The sequence below is a fragment of the Acrocarpospora corrugata genome, from assembly GCF_009687845.1.
GTDB classification, from domain to species: Bacteria; Actinomycetota; Actinomycetes; order Streptosporangiales; family Streptosporangiaceae; genus Acrocarpospora; species Acrocarpospora corrugata.
In genome coordinates this window covers 1-4,012 of sequence record NZ_BLAD01000162.1, presented here as the reverse complement: position 1 = coordinate 4,012, position 4,012 = coordinate 1, and the positions used below count along the sequence as shown (strand labels likewise).

The 4,012-nt window shown below is 69.9% G+C and carries 5 protein-coding genes and 1 pseudogene; 2 read left to right on the top strand and 4 right to left on the bottom strand.

The features are described 5' to 3' along the window. Nucleotides 1-128 precede the first annotated feature (128 nt). On the top strand, nucleotides 129-737 hold the full coding sequence (locus tag Acor_RS41820; protein ID WP_155342298.1) for a hypothetical protein: 609 nt from the start codon (nucleotides 129-131) through the stop codon (nucleotides 735-737). Nucleotides 738-813: 76 nt separating this feature from the next. Here the strand turns inward: Acor_RS41820 and Acor_RS41815 are convergent, their stop codons facing one another. The 4 genes from Acor_RS41815 to Acor_RS41800 form a co-directional block, all read right to left on the bottom strand. Beyond that, a complete protein-coding gene (locus Acor_RS41815) occupies nucleotides 814-1,386 on the bottom strand; it encodes a TIGR03086 family metal-binding protein (protein WP_155342297.1) in 573 nt (190 codons plus the stop codon). Then, a complete protein-coding gene (locus Acor_RS41810; RefSeq protein WP_218034837.1) occupies nucleotides 1,373-1,867 on the bottom strand; it encodes an SRPBCC family protein in 495 nt (164 codons plus the stop codon). The genes Acor_RS41815 and Acor_RS41810 overlap by 14 nt, the downstream gene beginning before the upstream one ends. Beyond that, nucleotides 1,788-2,195, bottom strand: a complete 408-nt coding sequence (locus tag Acor_RS41805; RefSeq protein ID WP_155342296.1) for an ArsR/SmtB family transcription factor — start codon at nucleotides 2,193-2,195, stop codon at nucleotides 1,788-1,790. Before Acor_RS41805 ends, Acor_RS41810 begins: the two co-directional genes overlap by 80 nt. Before the next feature lie 107 nt (nucleotides 2,196-2,302). Further along, the gene (locus tag Acor_RS41800; RefSeq protein ID WP_155342295.1) at nucleotides 2,303-3,082 is read right to left on the bottom strand and encodes an SDR family NAD(P)-dependent oxidoreductase; all 780 of its coding nucleotides are present in this window, start codon (nucleotides 3,080-3,082) and stop codon (nucleotides 2,303-2,305) included. An 86-nt stretch (nucleotides 3,083-3,168) separates the two neighbouring features. Between Acor_RS41800 and Acor_RS46625 the strand changes: the two are divergent. After that, nucleotides 3,169-4,012: pseudogene (locus Acor_RS46625) on the top strand (helix-turn-helix transcriptional regulator); the annotation flags it as partial.

Sequence of the window (4,012 nt, the reverse complement as noted above, 5' to 3'; positions counted from 1 at the left end):
GAGCGGGAACTGGTGCTGACCAGAACCCCCTTCCCTCCCGGTCCGGAATGTGGGTCCTCGTAACGCGTGAGGGGATCGGGGCTGATATTGGCGGTATGCGTCCTGCCCCAATCGAGAAAGGGCAGCACATGACCCACGCCATCACCCACCCCGACCTGTCCAGACTGCGAGGAGGCGCGCTGGCCTGGGCGGTCCTCGACTTCATCAAGACCCTGCCCGGCCCTGACGCGGCTAAAGGCCCGATCTCCCACGCGCCGGAGAGCTGGCGCTCCCAGAGGGGGATGTGCTTCGCCGGGTGGACCGCCGAACTGACCGGTGGCATCTGGTACACCAAATCCACCGACTGGCTCAACGACTACCTGATCGCACGCAAGGACGATCCGCCACTCTCCACGCACCTGGCCCAGCAGTTCGATGATTTGACCAGCGACAGCCTGCCCCGCGTCCGAGACCTCTGGCGCTTTTGGATCTTGGTTACACGCGAAGTTCGCGGGGGTTCTGACCTCATCCATTCTGATCGGGTGGAAGCCGTTGGTGTGATCGAGTTCGACGAGGGCGCCGATGCGAAGCAGCCCAAGCGCATCATCCACGCGTCAAAACGTGCGGCCCACCTACTCGATCTCGGCACGGACGACCCCCTGCACCATCCGTTGTTCGGCTCCTTCAACACGATCGAAAACCTGGAATACCAGCTCTACGGCCTGTACCGCTCCCGGTCCGACCACAGTCCCGCCTGACCCGACACTCCTCCCCACACCAGTGAGCCGAGGCCGATCACGCGCTGACGCCTGCCCCATGCCGGAGGCGTGCGTCTCATCGGCGTGGCCAGAAAGGGTCCCGGCCGATGAAACCCAGAAGCCTGGTCTGGACGTCCGCGCCGTCGGGCACCTCGAGGCGGGCGCCGTACTGGCCGGAGGAGCGGAGGACGTCCTCCATCTGCTCCATGCCGCCGAGCAGCTGGGCGCAGAAGTCGGGGTCGAGGCGGTCGTCCTGGCCGGTGGCCCGGGAGAGGTCCCAGGTGTGCATGAACACGTCGGCGGTATAGACCTGGTCGATCGCGGTCGCCAGAGGCAGGGTGCCCATGTGCGGGTTGGTGAGTTCGCGGTGGATCGTCTCGGGGTCGTCCAGCAGGGCCTGGACGGCGTCGCAGTGGATCTGCCAGGAGGCGACCGGGTTCTCGTCGACCGACGGGCCTCGGGGGAGGTCGACGCCGGCGCTGGAGGCGAGGAAGCCGTGGCTCCAGTCGGTCAGGTGGCGGACGACGTCGCGGGCGGTCCAGTCGGCGACGGGGGAGGGGACGTCCCAGGAGGGGGTGCCGGCGACCCGCTCAGTGAACAGGCCGGCGATCTGGCGGTGCCGCTCGGCCGGGCGGTCAGACAGTGCCATCGGCGATCATCCTGTCCAACTTGGCGTAGCCCTGGTCGACGCCGACCTCCATGCCGCTGCGCAACCAGGCGTCGCGGCCCTTGAAGCTGTCGACCAGGGACTGCGCGCGCAGCCGGGTGCGGCCGTCGCCCAGGTCCTCGAACCACAGTGTTTCCAGCGCGACGCCGTCGGGGTGGCCCTCGAACGTGAAGGTCTGCACGATCCGGTCCGGCCGTACCTCGTGGAAGCAGCCGTGGAAGGCGTACTCCTCGCCGTCGCGCTCCGTGACGTAGCGCCAGCTGCCGCCGGTGGTCGCGTCCCAGCGCTCGATCCGGGTGTTCATGGCGTCCGGGCCCGCCCAGCGGGCGAACACCGCGGGGTCGGTGTGCGCGCGGAACAGCTGCTCGGGCGTAGCCGCGAAGTCACGCGTCATCCAGATGACCGGCAGTTTCGGGTCGGCCTCGATGCTCGTCTCCGTGGTCTTGCCCATGGTTTGGTCCATGCTCGTCTCCCTTCATCTCCGCCAGGACGGCGTCCAGGCGGCGGTGGCGCTGCTCGATGCGGACCCGGTGGCGCTCGATCCAGATGTCCAGTAGGTCGAAGGCCTGAGCCTCCAGGTGCACCCGACGGGGCTGCGGGCCCGGGGGCCGGCTGACGAGCCCGGCCTCCTCAAGGACCCGTAGGTGCTTGTAAACGGCCTGCAGCGACATCCGGTACGGCTCGGCCAGCTGGCTCACGGTCGCGTCGCCTTCCGCGAGCCGGGCCACCATGTCGCGCCGGGTCGGATCCGCGAGGGCGGCCAGAACCCGGGACAACGGGTCCGCGGTCATCCGCCTCCCTCTTTCAACTTACTGGTTGAAAGAATCGTATGCCGCAATCATCTTCTCCGTCAACCCTCAGGTTGAAAGCGCTGGTCGTGCGCACCAGGCTCTCTCTTTCAGGCGCCGGCGCCGCCGTCCACCGGCACGATCGCGCCGGTCACCATCGAGGCCCGGTCGCTGAGCAGCCACGCGGCCACTTCGGCGACCTCGCGAGGCTCGGCCATCCGTCCGAGCGGGATGCTCTTCTCGATGCGCTCGACGACGCCAGGAGACGCCGCCTCCCACTTGTCGATCATCTCCGTCGCGGTGCCGCCGGGGGTGATGCCGTTCACGCGGATCCGCTGCCGCCCCCAGGTCACGGCAGCGGTCTCGGTGATGCTGTTGAGCGCGCGCTTCATCGCGGAGTACGCGGGCAGCTCCGGGTTCGCGCGGCGGCTGCCGATGCTCGAGGTGTTGACGATCGCCCCACCGCCGTTCCGGCGCATGAGCGCGGCCTCGGCCGTCATCGCGGTCCAGTGCGAGCGGAAGTTCACCGCGAACTGCTCCTCGACGTCCTCCTCGCTCGTCGTGTCCAGCGGGCCGGGCTGCTGGATCGCCGCGCCGTTGTTGAACGCGCCGTCGAGCCGTCCGTGCAGCTCCTCGACGCGGTCGACCGCCGCCCGGATGCTCGTACGGTCGGCGAGATCAACTGTTATGGCATCCGCGACGCCGCCGCCGGCCCGGATCTCGGTGACGATCCGCTGGAGGGCGTCGGTGCTGCGGGCGGCGAGCACGACGGCTGCGCCCTCGGAGGCGAAGAGCCGGGCCGCGGCCGCCCCGATGCCGCGGCTGGCGCCGGTGATGAACACGACCTTGCCGGTGAGCAGGCCGATGGGGGTGGTGTCGATGTTTGTCATGCCGACAGCGTCGGGCCGGCCCGGGATCCGGATGCAGGCACAGGCGGTACCAGGATCGGTCGCCGCGCAGCGTGCAGACTGGGGGTATGGACAAGCAGGAGCTTGGGGCGTTCCTCCGTAGCCGTCGCGAGCGGCTCCGGCCGCAGGACGTCGGCCTCCCCTCGGGCCCGCGGCGCCGGACGCCGGGTCTTCGCCGTGAGGAGGTGGCGGTCCTCGCGTACGTCTCCACGGAGTACTACGTCCGGCTCGAGCAGGGCCGGGCGCCGCGACCGTCGGGCGAGGTCCTGGCCGGGATCGCCGGCGCGCTGCGGCTCACCGACGCCGAGTCCGATCACCTGCACGTCCTGGCGGGCACCGCGCCGAGCCGTACCGGACTGCATCGGCGCGACGTCCGCCCGAGCATCCTCGCGCTGCTGGAGCGGCTGCCGCAGACGGCTGCCTTCGTGACGTCGGCGGCGTTCGAGGTGCTCGCGTGGAACGGGCTCGCGGCCGCGCTCATGGAGGACTTCGCCGAGCTCGCCCGGAGGACCGCAATCTCGCGCGCCGGGCCTTCCTCGGGCCGGCGCGCGCCGGTGCGATGCTGTACGGGGTCTCCGACGCCGCGGAGTTCCGGCACCACGTCGTCACGACGCTCCGATCCGCTCTCGGCCGGTACCCGTCCGACCCCGCGGTGACCGGACTCGTCGACGAGCTCCGCGACGCCAGCCCCGAGTTCGCCCGGCTCTGGGAGCGGCACGACGTGCAGACCGCGCCGATGCTCACGAAGACTTTCCGGCACCCGGTCGTCGGGGAGATCACCGTCGACTGCGACTCGCTCACGCTCACGGACCGCGACCAGCACCTCGTGCTCTACAGCGCACCGCCGGGATCCCCTAGCGCCCAGGCTCTGGCCCTGCTGAACGTACTTGGCGCCGAGTACGCGAATGCGAG